Annotated in this window: 13 protein-coding genes; 8 read left to right on the top strand and 5 right to left on the bottom strand. The window is 62.6% G+C overall.

What is annotated here, in order from left to right; translation table 11 throughout:
* Positions 1-145: 145 nt before the first annotated feature.
* Positions 146-943: an adenylate/guanylate cyclase domain-containing protein gene (locus QCM77_RS08545; protein WP_279660233.1), complete on the top strand. Its 798-nt coding sequence runs from the start codon at positions 146-148 to the stop codon at positions 941-943.
* Between the two features lie 36 nt (positions 944-979).
* On the opposite strand, the gene QCM77_RS08540 is transcribed toward QCM77_RS08545, so the two are convergent.
* The 3 genes from QCM77_RS08540 to QCM77_RS08530 all read right to left on the bottom strand — a co-directional run bounded on the left by QCM77_RS08540 (position 980) and on the right by QCM77_RS08530 (position 3,523).
* Positions 980-1,273 (bottom strand): DUF1127 domain-containing protein, encoded by a 294-nt coding sequence (locus QCM77_RS08540; RefSeq protein ID WP_279660234.1) that lies wholly within the window; start codon positions 1,271-1,273, stop codon positions 980-982.
* A gap of 332 nt (positions 1,274-1,605) precedes the next feature.
* Positions 1,606-2,607 (bottom strand): NADP-dependent oxidoreductase, encoded by a 1,002-nt coding sequence (locus QCM77_RS08535; protein WP_279660235.1) that lies wholly within the window; start codon positions 2,605-2,607, stop codon positions 1,606-1,608.
* A gap of 58 nt (positions 2,608-2,665) precedes the next feature.
* Complete coding sequence (locus QCM77_RS08530; protein WP_279660236.1) at positions 2,666-3,523, bottom strand: oxidoreductase; 858 nt, start codon at positions 3,521-3,523, stop codon at positions 2,666-2,668.
* Positions 3,524-3,650: 127 nt separating this feature from the next.
* On the opposite strand from QCM77_RS08530, the gene QCM77_RS08525 reads away from it, so the two are divergent.
* The gene (locus tag QCM77_RS08525) at positions 3,651-4,202 is read left to right on the top strand and encodes a TetR/AcrR family transcriptional regulator (RefSeq protein ID WP_279660237.1); all 552 of its coding nucleotides are present in this window, start codon (positions 3,651-3,653) and stop codon (positions 4,200-4,202) included.
* A gap of 1,161 nt (positions 4,203-5,363) precedes the next feature.
* Here the strand turns inward: QCM77_RS08525 and QCM77_RS08520 are convergent.
* A complete protein-coding gene (locus QCM77_RS08520; RefSeq protein ID WP_279660238.1) occupies positions 5,364-6,182 on the bottom strand; it encodes a hypothetical protein in 819 nt (272 codons plus the stop codon).
* 8 nt (positions 6,183-6,190) lie between these two features.
* Positions 6,191-7,075: a HEAT repeat domain-containing protein gene (locus QCM77_RS08515; protein ID WP_279660239.1), complete on the bottom strand. Its 885-nt coding sequence runs from the start codon at positions 7,073-7,075 to the stop codon at positions 6,191-6,193.
* A 563-nt stretch (positions 7,076-7,638) separates the two neighbouring features.
* On the opposite strand from QCM77_RS08515, the gene QCM77_RS08510 reads away from it, so the two are divergent.
* The 6 genes from QCM77_RS08510 (at position 7,639) to QCM77_RS08485 (ending at position 15,894) form a co-directional block, all read left to right on the top strand.
* Positions 7,639-7,893: a hypothetical protein gene (locus QCM77_RS08510; RefSeq protein WP_279660240.1), complete on the top strand. Its 255-nt coding sequence runs from the start codon at positions 7,639-7,641 to the stop codon at positions 7,891-7,893.
* Positions 7,894-8,390: 497 nt separating this feature from the next.
* Positions 8,391-9,659: an NHLP bacteriocin system secretion protein gene (locus tag QCM77_RS08505; protein ID WP_279660241.1), complete on the top strand. Its 1,269-nt coding sequence runs from the start codon at positions 8,391-8,393 to the stop codon at positions 9,657-9,659.
* A 12-nt stretch (positions 9,660-9,671) separates the two neighbouring features.
* Positions 9,672-11,888, top strand: a complete 2,217-nt coding sequence (locus QCM77_RS08500; RefSeq protein WP_279660242.1) for an NHLP family bacteriocin export ABC transporter peptidase/permease/ATPase subunit — start codon at positions 9,672-9,674, stop codon at positions 11,886-11,888.
* Positions 11,885-14,791, top strand: a complete 2,907-nt coding sequence (locus tag QCM77_RS08495) for an NHLP bacteriocin export ABC transporter permease/ATPase subunit (RefSeq protein WP_279660243.1) — start codon at positions 11,885-11,887, stop codon at positions 14,789-14,791. The genes QCM77_RS08500 and QCM77_RS08495 overlap by 4 nt, the downstream gene beginning before the upstream one ends.
* Positions 14,792-14,884: 93 nt before the next feature.
* Positions 14,885-15,448, top strand: a complete 564-nt coding sequence (locus QCM77_RS08490) for a cyclic nucleotide-binding domain-containing protein (RefSeq protein ID WP_279660244.1) — start codon at positions 14,885-14,887, stop codon at positions 15,446-15,448.
* Between the two features lie 77 nt (positions 15,449-15,525).
* Entirely contained in the window at positions 15,526-15,894 is a 369-nt protein-coding gene (locus QCM77_RS08485; RefSeq protein ID WP_279660245.1) for a hypothetical protein, read from the top strand.
* The last annotated feature ends 83 nt before the right edge of the window (positions 15,895-15,977 follow it).

Raw genomic sequence — 15,977 nt, 5'->3', positions numbered from 1 at the left:
CACTGATGCGACAAAATTTGCCGGTCTCGCCGCAAGCGTCAAGCGCTTGGGAGTCCTGTTGCCAATGCAGGATTGTGTGACTACGCTCGGCGCCAGGCCCGCCCAAGCGTTTCGTCCAAGCGTTTCATCGATCGGCCGCACGTTCATGCCAAAATTCCTCCGCATCGGAATCCATCAGTCGAACGTATCGGGTTACACGTCGAAGGCGTGGTGCGTCCGGCGTGTTGGCACGGCGATCCTTCTGAAATGGGGCGCCGTGGAGGTCGAGGGCGCGGGCGACGAGCGAAAGGTCTACTGGACGCGTCTGCCGCAGGAGAAGACAATTCGCTGCGGCAGCGCGCAGCGTGCCCAGGACTATGCAAAGGCCGCGATCGCGCGGCGCCGCAACCATCGCTATGAACCGCTGGCCGGCGCGATCGTGCTCCGGCGCCGACCGGCCGGGGGCAACACCGAACTCAAGCGGGCGCTCGCCACGATCCTGATCGTCGACATCGTAGGCTCCACCGCAAAAGCCGCAAAGCTCGGCGATGCGCGCTGGACCAAAATCATGGGCCACTATTACGCGGCGGTCCGCAAGGAGCTGAAGAGTTCGCGCGGCAAGGAAGTCACGACGACGGGCGACGGCGTGCTGGCGACGTTCAAGGCACCGGCTGCCGGCATCAGTTGCGCGGCCGCGATCCAGAAGGCCGTGCGCACGCTCGGTCTCGAGATCAGGGTCGGGCTGCATGCCGGCGAATACACGGTCAGCGGTGGCGAAATGGTCGGCCTCGCCTTCCACATCGGCACGCGCGTCGCCGCCAAGGCGCGCGCCGGGGAAGTGCTGGTGTCGAGCGCGGTCAAGGAACTACTGGTGTCGCAGCCCGAGATCCGCTTCAGGGATCACGGCGTGCACCAGCTCAAGGGCGTGCCGGAGCGGTGGAGGTTGTGGCGCGTGGAGCATTGAGGGGAGGCCGGCCCGCGTTCCGGTCTGGCAGGCCCGCTATCTGCGTTCGAGTATCACAGCTTCCCAGAAATACCGCGACGCTTCGGCCTGCGCTTCGTACGCGCCCATCCCGATGTCGCGGAGAAACTCGGGCTTGTCTCTGAGATCCGCACGCAGCTCTGCTCTGAAACGAGACCGCTGCCACCATGTCACCGGCAGGCCGAAGATCGCGCGGATGCTAAGTCCATCAGCACCCGAGGCGAACCCCGTTGCCGGTATGACCGCCGCCCGCTCGGGACTGGCGGCTTGCGCCCTCGCGGGCGTCATTGTCTGCAAGGCTTGCGATTGCATGTTGTCAAAATCTCCGAACTAAATCGTGGTCGCCGGCGCGCGCCAAGCCGCTGACACGGCGCCGGCCTCTCACCCGGCGACAATGCTCGCCGCGGTGGTTGCCTGACGCCCAGGAAACATACGGCCGTCGTGTCCGGCGTTAGTCCGGCGTGACAGAGCCGTTATTTTCTCCACGGAGACGTGACGATGTTCGAAATGCATGGGCTGGAGGGTGTCGGCCGCGCATTTCCGGCGTGATCCGGGGACGGCGCTCCGTCCCCGAGCCTTGCGGGAGTATTGGCCGATCTCGCGTGCAATGTTCCGAGGGCGTGCCCACGCCCGGATCGACGCCGTCACCTCATCTGGACGACGACCTTGCCCTTGGCCCGTCCCATTTCGAGATAGGCAAGCGCCTCTTTCGCCTGTTCGAACGGAAAGACCTTGTCGATCACCGGCCGGATGCGCTCCGCCTTGAGAAGCTCGCCGATCTCGGCGAGTTGCCTGCCGTCCGGGTGCACGAACAGGAACGAATATGAGGCGCCAATTTTGCCGGCGCGGCGAATGATCTTGCGGCTCAGCAATCGGAACAGCAACACCATGAAGACATTCATCCCCCGGGCGCGCGCGAACGCAGCGTCTGGGGGCCCGATCAGCGAGGCAATCGTGCTCCCTGGCGTCAGTATCCGAAGCGATGTCTCGAGCATGTCGCCCCTGATCGTGCCCAGCACCGCGTCGTAGTCCCGCAGCACCTCCTCGAATTGCTGTGTCTTGTAGTCGACCACCTCATCAGCCCCGAGGCTGCGCACCAGATCGACATTTCCCGTGCTGGTCGTCGTCCCCACTTTTGCTCCGAGATATTTCGCGAGCTGGATCGCGAACGTGCCGATCCCGCCGGCGCCCGCGGGGATGAACACCTTTTGACCGGGATTGAGACGTATGCGCTCCCTAAGTGCCTGCCACGACGTCAGGCCGACCATCGGGACGGAGGCTGCTTGCACGAAATCCAGATTTTCCGGCTTGAGCGCTGCGGCATCCTCCGGCACGCGCGCGAATTCGGCGAGGGCGCCAGTCCCGAGGTCGAAGATGCTGGCGAAGACCGCGTCGCCCGGCTTGAAGCGGGTCACGCGGCTTCCCACCTCGACGACGACGCCCGCCAGATCGCTGCCCAGCGTGGCCGGCAGCTGAAACTTGAGGATGGGCTTGAACGTTCCTTTCGGAATCATGTTGTCGATCGGGTTCAAGCCCGCGGCGTGAACTTGGACCAGAATTTCGTTCGGCGCGGGCGTCGGCCGGGGGATGTCGGCCAACGCGACCTGATCCGGCTTGCCGTAACGCTTGAAGATAAGAGCTCTCATTTGTCCTCTTGGTCCGAAGGTTCTTCGCAATGGCAAGCTTGCGGTCGGTCGCGCGCCGTCAGAAAGCCCGCGCGGTGCGGGTGGGCTGCGGTGCCGCCGGCGTATCAAGCCGCAAATCCTTTCGGATCCCGGCATCCACGAGGGCTGCGGGCGCAAACCTGCGCAGAAATCGCAGGCGCTTGGCAAGGCTGCCGGCCGCGTATTTGAGCTGCGGGCGCGCCGCGCTCGCGGCCTTCAGCACGGTCTCGGCCACGACGCCGGGCTGTTCCGCCGTCGCCATCACCTCGTTCACCCTCCTGGTCACGCCTGCACGCGCCTCGCGATATTCCTCGAGCGTCGCATCGGGCTCCATGAAGTTCGCGTCAAATGGCGTCTTGGTGTAGGCGGGCTCGATCACCGAGACTCGGATGCCCCGCGTGCGCAGTTCATGGTCGAGCGATTCCGAATAGCCTGCCACCGCATGCTTGGTCGCGGCATAGAGCGCGCCATAAGGCATCGGGAGAAACCCAAGCACGGAGCCGATGTTGATGATGCGGCCGCTTCCCTGGCGCCGCATGTGCGGCACGACGGCGCGCGTCATCCGGACCAGGCCGAAGAAGTTCGTCTCGAAAATCGCGCGCGCCTGCTCCATCGAGCTCTCTTCCGCGCCGGCAGGGGCAACGCCGAAGCCGGCATTGTTCACCAGCAGGTCGATGCGGCCTTCGCGCCGGATCACTTCGCCGACGGCGGCTTCCACGGATGCATCGCTGGTGACGTCGAGGGACAGCATCTCGAACGCCTGCTTGCCGGCCTGTCCGCCCCGCCTGCTGGTGCCAAACACCTTGTAGCCGGCGTTCGCGAGCCGCTCCGCCGTGGCCTGGCCGATGCCTGAGGAGGCGCCGGTCACCAGCGCGATCTTCGGTTTAATCCTGTTCATAAGCCTCTCCAACGCCGCCATCCGGCGGGAAATGTTTTGATTACGATCGTAACTATTGATATACATGACGATCGTAATTATAATTGTCAAGCCCCGTGCCCAAGTCCCCTGCCCAAGGATCGGTCCCATGCGCGTCTCAAAGGAACAGGCCGCCAAAAATCGCGAGCATATTCTCGAGACCGCCTCGCGCCTGCTGCGCGAGCGCGGTATCGCCGCCGTCGGTGTTGACGCTCTCGCCGAGGCGGCCGGGATGACGCACGGCAGCCTGTACAGTCAGTTCGGCTCCAAGGAGCGGCTGGTCGAGGAAGCGGTGGCCTATGCGATCAATGCCAAAGGCCAGGAATTGCCCGAGGTGTTTGAACTCGACGACTATTTCTCGGAATACCTCTCGCCGGCGCATCGCGACGCGCCGGCGAGCGGCTGCCCCTTTTCCGCCCTGGCTTGTGAGGTGTCACGCCAAAGCTCAGGCGTGAGGGCGCGTTTCACCGCCGGTGTGCGGGGCGTGATCGGCTTGCTGAGCAGCCGAATGGCCTCCACGCTGAAGCCACGCCAGCGCGACGACAAGGCGCTCGCGACGGCCGCCTCCCTGGTCGGCGCACTCGTGCTCGCCCGGGCCGTGAACGATCCCAAGCTGTCGGATGATATTCTTCGCGCGACGAGGAGCGCGCTATCGGCGTGACAGCGCACTTAATTCAGGGGTCGTCGAACCGGCGAAAGCGGCGGAGTCATTGAGTGCACTTAATTCTAGAGCCTTCGACCCCGCGAAAGCGCCGAGAGTCATTGAGTGCACCGTAATTCCCTTTTCATACGATGAGGTCGCCGAGTTCTGCTCGGCTGCCGCGGGCGCGTCGGTGGAAATCCAGATATGGGATGCCGGCCCCGGCATCCCCACAGATCAGCAAGCAATGGTCTTTGAGGAATTCGTGCAATTGCAGAACTCTTGCGAGGGATCGCGCGCAAGGCCTTGGCCTCGGCGGCGCAGGGCCTTTCGACATTAGCCTCCTTACCGACGACGAAATACGACATCTGCCGTATCGCCCAGCGACGGAGACAACGATATGAAGCTTGGTCATCGGGCGAATTTAGTCTCGAGCATTCGCGTGAGTTCAAAAGGGAACGCCGAATCTCGCGAGCCTGAAGGACAGCGGTCGCGTGCCTACTAGCGACGGCAGCGGATGAGCGGAGAGTCCGTTTGGGTATAGTACTTGGCATTGATTAGGGCTGGAAATTGGCATGTCCGCTTTGCCCCATTCCTCGGGGAGCGGACATGACCGGCGCCCGGAACGCACCCGATGCAACTGAAGGTGGACAATGTCCAATGCCTTAAGCTATTTTCAATGAACCTGACAGGTGGATCGAATGACTCTCCTTAGTACGGTGCGCAGTTTTTGACCGGACGGAAGAGGTAGCTGAGCAGTACCAATTTTTTGGAGAACGATCGCAATGACCAAGAATGCCGCTGACGAACTAAGCCAGAATCAGACTAACGACGCTGCCACCGCACCTGACATGCCACAGAGTGGTAGGCAAGACGTTCACGATGTCCTTCGCGATGCTTCGGACGAGCTTTCGCCTGTCAGGAACGAAGCGAATGGCTCGGGCAATTCAGAGCTAGACGAGTCTCTTCTTGACTCGGTAACCGGCGGAACGGTTTTCACCTCGTATAAGCCGCCCGTGAAGCCCCCCGGCTGGGGATGAGCTGAAGTCGAGGCGAACTGGGCGAGGTTTTGAAGCAGCAACACATCCGGCTGCAGCCGGATGTGTTGGCGTGCCGGACACCGGGTATTGCAGAACTCGGAGCCGACACGCCGGTCGTCGTGCTCGGCGAGCGGTGCGCCGGTCAAAGCTCGTCCGCCAGGCCTGGCCAGCGAATTGCCAGCGATCGACGTGCGGCCCGGCGTATCTTTTCGGAGCCATGCTTGGTCGCAATGGCCAACAGCACCTCGGAAATATTGTCATCGCAGAGATGACCGGCCGCCTCCGTCAACCACTGCTGACCCAGGGAGCCGCCCACGAACGTCTTTGTGACGACGCTCTGTTCGAAGTCGAACAGATACTGCTCGCACTCCGGAATCGACGGCGGCAGGAGATTGAGTGAAATCGAGAAGTCGTCCTGCGGCGGCAACTGAACATGCACATCCTTCGATGCCCTATAGAGCATGACCTTATGTTCGGGCAGTGAGGTGCGCTCCAGGAATCTCAGATCGACCTGTTCTCCGGCTTCCCCGCTGCATCGATCATCGTGCTCCCAGATCTCGGTCTCGTATCCTCGGCCAAGGTACCCGACGGTGAGGAAATCATAGTTGTGATCATGCGCTTGCTCGAAGGAGAATTGAGGCTTGCGACCGTCGGCGCTTGTCCCATGCAGCATTCGACGCGGCAGCCACACATTGGCGCGAACAGCGAATTTCCCGGCCACACCACCCAGCATGATGGTTTGCGAATTCCAGCCGTTCGAGGGCTGGTAGTCATGGATATTCTTGAGCTCTCCAACGATATGATCGACCAGGAATTTTCGATTATTGGACAGCATCTGGAGATGCTCCCCATGAGATAATAGGACGTCGATCGAGAGATGATCGCTGCTCTTGTCGACGAGTTCGATAAAGTCGGACAACTCGATGGTATCGTTGCAAGCGGCGTCGAGTGTGATCGCCATTTTCGTCCTCATCCAGCAGTCAGGTGTGATGGATACAGCTTGAGGAGAGCGCGATTGGCGGCGCTCCGCACATGGGGGTGAGGGTCCTCCAGCGCCCGGCGGAGGAGAACGAGGCCCTCTTGTTGGACAATCGCTGTGACCGCGCTTATGGCCGACCATCGCACGAAATGGTCGCCCGATTCGGCCGCTGCGGTAAGGACCGGCAAGGCCGATTGACCAGCCATTTGACCGAGGATTCCGATGGCGGTCTGGACGCGAGACGACATCAGGTTGGCGGCGGCGGCATATTTGGGCTCGAGGTTGTCGGCATCAAAATGCCAGATAACCGAATAGCGTGACTGCAACGACACCGCAAACACCTGGTAAGCATCGGCGGGAGGCTTGACCATCCTCAGTATGTGCCGACCCGCTTCGACGCCCAAGGCTTCCCCTTTGGGCTGACAATAGCGTCGAACGAAGTTCGGCCTTACTGACCGATCGAACACGTCATAACGGTGTTCGGCAGGCATCTCGAAGATGTCGAACTCCAGCGGGGGCGGCCCCAGATTTGCGCGGATATGATCGTTGCCATGACACACGACTTCGGCATGGCGGCTTCCCTGCGCAGAGGCAGCCTTGATCTTCGCCACCGAAATCCGGAAATATTCGCTGCGAAAAATCTCGATTTCGCTGTCAGACTGCACTTGATCGTAGTTACCAACGCGGGCGACTTGGGCGACCTCATGCGCCAAGAACGATGGTACAAATGCCGATTTGAAAAGCTTTTCAAATGCCTCGAAGTAGTTCAAGAACGTGGATGGGGTCAGCTCCCGCGTTTCCTCGATCAGGACGCCAAGATCCGGGAAGAGCTCTGAATTCTTTGCCGTCCAATTCTCGGCTACGAAAAAGGCCATCTCACCCCCTGCTACAACGCGGCTGAGACTAGTGATTTTGTATCGCCGGGTAAATCGGGGACCTGTGGGTTCATCCGAACAGCGTAGCCGTTGTTTTGCGGACGCCAAGGTAAAATTTTGGTGGCGGCGAAAGTTCGCTTACGAGTTGTCAGACGGCGCGCCATTCTGGCCCCGAATCCGCTTTCGAATATTTAGAAGCATGTCGCCCGTTAATGGGCCGTTCGATAAAAAAGCGGGGTGCCGTTTAGCTGCGCCACGCGTAGCCCGAAGGGCGAAAGTGGCTTGCCCAGCCGTAGCTCGCGGGCCCAGAGCCCGCCTTCGCCCTTCGGGCTCCGGCGCGGCAGCCGTCACTCGCTTCGCGAGCGAAGGCTGGTGGGCCCGGCAGGACTCGAACCTGCAACCAGACCGTTATGAGCGGTGGGATAAAGGACGCAATCGTCGATTTTCCAGCACTTTCGGTGGAATCAGACCGCGTTCGGCGGCGCAGAGCCTTTCGACATTAGCGTCCTGACCGACGGCGAAATACGGCATCTGCCGTATCGCCCAGCGACGGAGATAAAGCTATGAAGTTTGGTCATGGGGCGAATTTCGTCTCGCGCATTCGCGCTTGGCATTGTGATGAAACATGGAGGTTGAATATGACCAACGGGCAGGACACGAATTCGAAAGGGCAAGCCGAGCCTGGTGAGAGCCTCAAGGACGGCGCGCCGAACAAGACTTCGACGCCAGGGAAGGATGCGCTCAGCGACAGCTCGCTGGACGATGTTTCAGGCGGCAGCACTTGGCGGCCGTTCAGTACCACTGGCAAGGGGGGCTAGAAGGCACCTGAGCCGACGACGGCTCGAAGAGGTCACCTCTGCCGCCGCGATGTGTCGGATGGCCTTTGGCCATACATAATCAGCAACAATTCTTACAACAAAGCCATCTGACTTTGTGGCTTAACGATCAGCATTGATGAAACTGGAGATTGAATAACCGACGTCGCCGACCTAACCGACGGCTCTTTTGCGGCCGGCGGCATTTGACCGCCTTGAGACAGCCATGCCTGCCAATCAGGCATTGTGCCTCGTATGACGCGGCGGGGCTGCGGCCAAAGCGAGCGGACGATGTCGGAAAGCTGCTCTTGCGGCCCGATATGAGCGAACTCGACGTGGCTGCGTGAATGCCAGGCCGCGAGCACAATGAAGGTTTGGGTTTCAAGGCGTGGCAGTCAAAACTTCGCCCGCGCGGGCGGACAATCTCTGCTTGAAAAGACGAAAGCATTCCTGCCAAATCGAGCGCGGTCGAGGGCGGCTTGGGCGTTGGTGGGGACTGTATGAAGCGGGGGACGGAACGAATCTTTCGGGAAGCGGCCATCGAGCGGCTTTCGAATCCCGAACAGCTCGACCATGTCGTCGGCGTCACGCGCCCGTTCGACTGGATGGCCGCGGCCGCGCTGGCGCTGGGACTCGTCGTGCTGGTTGCCTGGAGCATGCTCGGCCGCATTCCAACCCGCGTGTCTGGCGATGGCATTTTGCTGAGCAGTGGCGGCCGCCTGGTCGACGCCGTATCCGCAGTGAGCGGCAAATTGGCCTCGCTCGACGTCGCCATCGGCGATGCCGTCCACCGCGATCAGGTGATCGCCCATATCGTTCAGACCGAGACCGAGCAACGGCTTCGGCAGGCGAGGGATGTCCTGCGCGAGCGCGAGCGCGAGCATGCCGAGCTCGCCGGTGCGATCGCGCGGGAGATCGATGCCAAGCTTGCCAACTATGCGGCCCAGGACGCCGGCCTCGCCAATGTGATCGCGGCTGCCGAAAAGCGCACCACCTACCTCACGGATGAGGTGGCCAAACTCGAACCCGCCGCGGCGAGCGGAATTGTCACGCGCAAATATCTCGAGGACCGCCGCGTCGAACTCAACAATGCGCGGGAACGCATCACCGACGCACGGAACGATAGTCTCAAGCTCAACGCGCAGCGGCTGGATCTGCAAAGCCAGCGTGAGCGCGATCGCATGCTGTCGGAATTCAAGGTCAATGATTCCAGGAGGGCGGTCGAGCAGCTTGCGGCCGAGCTGGAGCGAGGATCGCAAATTCTCAGCCCCGCTGACGGGCGTGTCGTCGAACTCAAGGTGTCCAGTGGCGCAGTGCTTGCCGTCGGTGCACCCGTGATCGAAATCGAGATCGCGGGGCAGGTCCTGGAGGCAACCATCTACATGCCGCCGGACCGCGGCAAGACCATCAGGCCGGGGATGGAGGTTCGTGTCGAGCCGGTCACGATCAAGCGGGAGGAATACGGTGCGGTTGTCGGCAAGGTGGTGGCGATTTCGGATTTTCCGGTAACGCCTCAGGGCATGCTGGCGGACCTGCACAACGATGCATTGGTCAAGCGCTTCTCCGAGGGCGGCGCGCCCTATGCGGCGAAGGTGGCCCTGGAGCGTGATCCGTCAACCTTCAGCTTGTATCGCTGGACCTCCGGCAAGGGGCCGCCGATCCTGCTCTCGAGCGGCACGATGACCCGCGCCGAGGTCACGACGCGCGAGCAGCGGCCGATCGATCTGGTGATTCCGCTGACGAAGCGGCTGACCGGAATTGGCGATTAGGATCGCCAGCGCATGACCACGTCATCGCACCAAGCCGACGACCAGCCGGGTTTCCTCGATCGCCTCCGCGACCGGATCACGCGCATGCGGCGGCGTTGGGTCACTCCCACGGTGTTCCAGATGGAAGCGCTGGAATGCGGCGCGGCCTCCCTCGCCATGGTCCTGGCCTATCACGGCCGGTGGGTGCCGCTGGAAAAGCTGCGCGAAGCATGCGGCGTGTCCCGGGACGGCAGCAAGGCCAGCAACGTGTTGAAGGCCGCGCGGCAGTTCGGACTGACTGCAAAGGGGTTCAGGAAGGAGCCGGCAACGTTGCATGAGCTGCCGATGCCATCGATCATCCACTGGAACTTCAACCATTTCGTGGTGCTCGAAAGGCTGGATGCGGATTGCGCCTATGTCAACGATCCCTCGATCGGGCGTCGCAAGGTCGGCCATGATGAGTTTGATGCGTCCTTCACCGGCGTCGTGCTGGCGATGGAGCCGGGACCCGACTTCGAGCCGGGCGGGCGCGAGCCCGATTTTTTTCCGCTGCTAAAGCGGCGACTGTCGAATTCGCTGGGGGCGGTGCTGCTGCTGGTCGCGCTCAGCATGGCGCTCGTGCTGCCCACCATCCTGGTTCCGACATTCGCAAAAATCTTTGTCGATGACGTCCTGATCAAGCATGTCGAGGGCTGGTTCACGCCCCTGCTGATCGGCATGGCGACGACAGCCGTGGCGCGGGCGCTGATGACGGCGTTTCAACAGTCGCTGCTGCTGCGCATCCAGACCAAGCTGACGGTGACGATGGTCAGCCAGTTGCTATGGCATGTCCTGACCCTTCCGATGGAGTTCTTCACCCAGCGGCACTCAGGCGACCTCGCCAACCGGATAGCCGCCAGCGAGCAGATCGCGCAATTGCTTTCGAACGGGGTGGCTGCCAACGCCCTGAACCTGATCTCGGTCGTCTTCATCGCCGTCACGATGGCGTTCTACGATGGTCTCCTGGCCGCGATCAGCATCGCCATGGCTCTCCTCAACGTTCTCGTGCTCAGGCTGGTCGCGCGCCAGCGCGAGGATCTCAATCGCAAGCTGGTCATCGAACGTGCCAAGCTCAATGGAAGCACCATCGAGATCATCCGCACGATCGAGACGATCAAGGCCGGCGGTCTGGAAGACGACGCCTTCGCGCGCTGGGCGGGGTTTCAGGCCAAGGTCCTGAACGCCGAGCGTGATCTCGGCGTCTACTCTACCTTCCTCGACACCTGCCCGATTTTTTTGACCGGATTGACCATCGCGCTCGTGTTGGGCGTGGGTGGCTTGCGGATCGTCGATGGCGCATTGACCATCGGTGGCCTTGTCGCCTTGCAGGCCCTGCTCACCAGCCTGGTCGAGCCGATCAACGCGCTCGTGCAGCAGACCACGGCCTTCCTGGCCATCAAGGGCAATTTGTTCCGGATCGAAGACGTCTTCAACTATCCCGCCCGGCCCCTGGTGCCGATGGAGCGTGCGCCCGCCCGCATGCCCGCAAAACTGTCGGGCCGGGTCGAGTTGAAGGACGTTTCGTTCGGCTATTCGGCGCTCGAGCCGCCGCTGATCGAGGACTTTTCGCTGGTGGTCGAGCCCGGCTGCCGGGTCGCGCTGGTCGGCTCATCGGGCAGCGGCAAATCCACCGTTGGACGGCTGGTCAGCGGCCTCTACCGTCCCTGGTCCGGCGACATTCGCATCGACGGCTGGTCGATGAGCGAGATTCCCCAGGAGATATTCACCAATTCGGTCGCCTATATCGATCAGGAGATCCTGCTGTTCGAGGGGACGGCGCGCGACAACCTCACGCTCTGGGACGACACTGTGGCTGAAGCCAGCGTGTCGCGGGCGCTCAAGGATGCGCTGATCCATGAGGATGTCGCCGTCCGCGCCGGCAATTACGATTGCCACGTGGCCGAGGATGGCAGGAATTTCAGTGGCGGCCAGCGACAGCGGCTCGAGATCGCGCGGGCGCTGGCGAGCAATCCTTCCGTGGTCGTCCTCGACGAGGCCACCTCGGCGCTGGATCCGATCGTCGAAAAGGCGATCGACGACAATCTCCGGCGCAGGGGATGCACCTGCATCATCGTCGCCCACCGGCTCAGCACGATCCGCGACTGTGACGAGATCCTCGTGATGAGCAACGGGCGGATCGTGCAGCGGGGGACGCATCAGGAGCTGCTCGCCGAGGGTGGTGAATACGTCCAGCTGGTGTCGAGCGAATGAGCAGCGCGTACCGGCCTCCCTCCCTCGAAACGCCGCCCTGGCGCGAAGGTGCTGTGTCCGGCCCGGTCGCACTCGAGAGCCATCGACCCTTGCCGGTCGATGATGTCGATCTCGTGCTGCACATCGTGCGCGGCTATGTCGACCTGTTTGCAGTCAGGCAGAGTGCCGGCGGCGAGCCGAGTCGCCGGCATCATTTGTTTCGGGTCGAGCAAGGCGCAGTCATTTTCGGCCTGCCCGGCGTCAGCGATGGACACGGGAATGCGATGGCCGTGATTGCGGTCGGCGGTCTCGAGACCGAGGTCGTGATCGATCGTCGTGGCGGTTTTGCAGACCGGGACGCGATCGACGCATGGACCGCGCTCGTGTCGGGGATCATCGCAGCGTCTCCTCAAGGCACGGTGGTGCAGCCGGCCGCGATCGGCTCGCGATACGCACTGGCATCCGGCGACATTCTCCGGCTGTCCGGCCGGCAGGTCGGCTGGATCGGGATCGAGCATGGCACCATCGGCGTGATGGAGATGCCGCAGCCACATGGCGCCGGAGAGTGTCCCTCACCGATGCCGCCGGGGACGTGGATCGTCGCCCGCGAGGATTCGACTTTGGAGATTCGCAGCAGCACGGCATTCCCGCTTGCCGCGATCTGGGCCGCCCTCGATCGATTCCATGGACGCGTCATGGAGAGCCTGTGTCGCAGGATTGACGAGGACACCCTCGCGGAGGCCGACCGTTTGCGCCTGCGCTCCGGTCTCAACCGGCAGCGCAGGACCGGCATTGTCGGTCGTCTTGCCGGCATCATCACGGCCGGGTCCGAGGCATCGCAGCCCGGCGCGGTCGGTGCGAGAGGTCTGCTCGCGGCCTGTCGGGAGGTCGGAGCAGCCATGGGCATTTCGCTCCGGGCTCCGGCCAATATGGCGTTGGACACAGATGATCTTGCCCGCACCGTGAGGATCGCCGAGGCGTCGCGGGTGCGACTGCGGCGCCTGTTGCTGCGGGCGGACTGGCAGACCAACAGTGCCGGTCCATTCGTCGCGTTCCTTGGGCAGGACCGGCGGCCCGTCGCGATCCTTCCCAAGGCAGGCGGCCGCCACGTCATCGTCGACCCCGGCGCCGGCACGCGCCGTGAATTGACGCGCGCAATCGCCGCCGAACTGGCCCCCGAGGCGGTGATGTTCTATCGCCCGCTGCCGTCGCGGGCCCTGACGGTTCGCGATCTCCTGAAGTTCGGCGCCGCGACGGTCCAGGGCGATTTCCTGCGGATCATGCTGGCGGCCCTGTGCCTCGGCCTGCTCGCGCTGGCGACGCCGCTCGTGACCAAGCTGCTGATCGATTCCGTGCTGCCGCGCGCGGAAGTCGACCAGCTCCTGATCTGCGCCATCGCGCTCATTGTCGTGACGCTGGTGGCCGGCGGATTCCAGATGATGCAGGGCATCGCCATGCTCCGGCTCGAGAGCCGACTGGACTTTGTCTTGCAGGCGGCCATTGTCGACCGCCTGCTGCGGATGCCGACCGCGTTTTTCCGCGACTTCTCCGTTGGCGACCTCGCGGACCGCACGCTGGGTGTCGAAGCCGTCCGCACCATTGTCACCGGCCGCGCCATTCGCGGATTTCTGGCGCTGGTGTCCTGCGCTTTCAGTTTTGCCGTGATGCTCACTCTCGACATCAGGCTGGGCCTGTTGGCCGCAGCGCTCGCCGTGCTGCGCGTCGCAATGGTGGTCGCGATCAGCCTGGTCCGGCTGTCGGAAGAGCGCGAGAGCCTTTATTTGCAGGGATGGCTGGAGGGGCTGGTCCTACAGCTCCTCACCGGCGTCGGAAAACTGCGGATTGCGAACGCGACCATGCAGGCGCTCTCGATCTGGGTCGAGCGCTTTTCGAAGCAGAAGCGCCATTTCATCGCGTCGCAGCGAGCGCAAAACCTCCAGAAGAGCCTCGATGCGGCGTTTCCCGCGTTGGCGACGCTGCTCATCTTTGCCCTGGCCCAGACGACATCAGGCGCGAAGCCGGTGCACGAGCTTGGGACGTTCCTGGCCTTCTATGCGGCGTTCGGGCTGTCGCTCGCCGCGGTCGGCGAGTGGGCGCTGGCGATCGGAGAGCTGCTGGTCGCAATCCCGAGGATCGAGCGGATCAAGCCGATCATCGCGACGGCGACCGAAATCAGCGACGAGCGGAAGTCGGTTGGCGAGATCAGCGGCGCGATCGAGTTTGCCAATGTGTCGTTCCGCTATGGCGACAACGGCCCGCTGATCCTCGACGATGTCAGCCTCAGCGTCGGGACAGGAGAATACCTCGCCATCGTCGGCCCGTCCGGAAGCGGCAAGTCGACGCTATTCCGATTGCTTCTCGGCTTCGAGAAGCCGGAATCCGGCGTGATCTTCGTCGACGGCAAGTCGCTCGAGACGATCGACATCGGCTTGTTGCGCCGCGACGTCGGTGTCGTGCTCCAGAACTCCAGGCTCGCCTCCGGCAGCGTCTATGAAAACATCTGCGGCGCAGCCCGTCTGTCGATCGACCAGGCCTGGGAGATCGCGCGGCTGGCGGGATTCGACCGCGACCTCGAGGCCATGCCCATGGGCATGCAGACCCTCGTTGCCGAGGGCGTCAACACGCTGTCGGGCGGCCAGCGCCAGCGCTTGCTGATCGCGCGGGCGCTGGCGCATCGGCCGCGGCTCCTGCTGATGGACGAGGCCACCAGTGCGCTCGACAACCGGTCCCAGGCCATCGTCAGCGATTCAATATCGAGGCTCAATTTGACACGTATCGTCATCGCGCACCGGCTCAGCACCGTTCGGTCGGCGGACCGGATTATCGTGCTGGGCGGCGGCAAGATCGTGCAGACCGGCAGCTTCGCCGAGCTGATGGCGCAGCCGGGCTTGTTTGCGGATTTCGCGGAACGTCAACTGATCTGAAGCATGATCCGGAAAAGTGCGCCGCGGTTTTCCGAATAGATCATGCTCAAACAAGGAGCTAAAGCGCGATGAGGCGCTTTAGGGGTCACCGATATGCGCAAGGTCCTCTTCATATTCGGCGTGCTGAACGACTCCGACATCGACTGGATGGCCCGCGCCGGCTCCCGCCGCGGCATCAGGCGGCAGGACGTCCTGATCGATGAAGGCGTGCCGATCTCGTCGATCGTCCTGCTGTTGCAGGGACGAATGGGCGTGAGCGTGGCCGGCATCGGCGAGATCGCCCAGCTCGAGGCGGGCGACTTCGTCGGTGAGATGTCGCTGATCGATTCCGCGCCGCCCTCGGCCACGGTGGCCGCGAAGGCCGATTCGGTTGCCCTGTTCCTGGACAAGCAGGTCCTCTCGCGCAAGCTCGCGGGCGACCACGCCTTTGCCAGCCGCTTCTATCGCGCTCTCGCGATCCTGCTGTCGGACCGGCTGCGCGCCACCGAGCGCAGGATGGCCTACGGCGAGCAGGAAGGCGGCCTCGGGGACGAAGCGACGCGGTTGAAGGACGAGCTTGATCCTGCCGTGCTCGACCAGGTGTCGATCGCAGGCGAGCGATTTGACCGCCTGCTCAAGCTTGTGGAGGAGGTCGCGATGAGGGGCGCCAGATCCTGAGATCGAAGGCAGGGCCTTTCGAAGGCAGGGTCTTTCGAAGGGGAGGTCTTTCGAAGGGGGTCTTTCGACACGTCCCCGTGACCGACGACGAAATACGGCATATGCCGTATCGCTCGCAAATCAATCCAGCGCTACCTTCCACCCTCAAGCGCATGAACGAAAGGGCGAAGATCGGGAAACCGGTTTCCCAAGCCCTTGAATATTCAGGAAATGACGCGATCGGTGCGTCGCGCTTAGGGTTAGAAGATCATCATTTGAAGTGGAGATTGAACATGACCAATAGGCAGGACACCAATTCGAAGCCGGCAGCCGAGTCTCTCGATAGCCGCAACGATGCCGCTCAGAACAAGGCATCCCAGATCTCGACGTCGGAAAAGGATGCACTCAGCGACAGCTCACTGAACGATGTGTCCGGCGGTCGCGTGCCTCCGACCCACGGGTTCTGACGTCAGGGTAGTGGGCTTGGCATTGATCAGAGCTGGAGAAAGCCTCGGCCGATGCGAAGAAACAAAGGGCGAGCCCCGAAACC

The sequence above is a fragment of the Bradyrhizobium nivariense genome (assembly GCF_029846695.2).
Lineage (GTDB): Bacteria > Pseudomonadota > Alphaproteobacteria > Rhizobiales > Xanthobacteraceae > Bradyrhizobium.
This window is presented reverse-complemented; position numbering and strand designations above follow the sequence as displayed.